General features: G+C 60.6%; 1 protein-coding gene. It reads left to right on the plus strand.

Annotated features, from left to right (window positions below; translation table 11 throughout):
- A partial coding sequence (locus tag SB773_RS35045; protein ID WP_410595206.1) for a hypothetical protein occupies positions 1-181 on the plus strand: 181 nt, incomplete at its 5' end.
- Positions 182-231 lie beyond the last annotated feature (50 nt).

A 231-nucleotide genomic window follows, 5' to 3' on the forward strand; every position in this document is an offset into this window, starting at 1 on the left:
GGCGGAGAACAGCATGGCTAACCCTCAGGCTTGCTGGGACTGGTGGGGGTTTGCTGAGAGTACTTGGCAGGTCAACCCGCTGCACGATACCCGCGATGGCACCCAAGCGAGGGCGTTGATGGCAATGGTAGATCAGCTGCAGGCTGCCCCTACAGAGGAAGAAACGGTCGCGGCCGAGTAATCATGCGGCAGCTTGCGCTATCAGCGTTAGCTGCCCAGCTCGCTTTCCAG

This window comes from Bacillus sp. SIMBA_074 (assembly GCF_046534555.1).
Classification (GTDB): domain Bacteria; phylum Bacillota; class Bacilli; order Bacillales; family Bacillaceae_G; genus Bacillus_A; species Bacillus_A mycoides.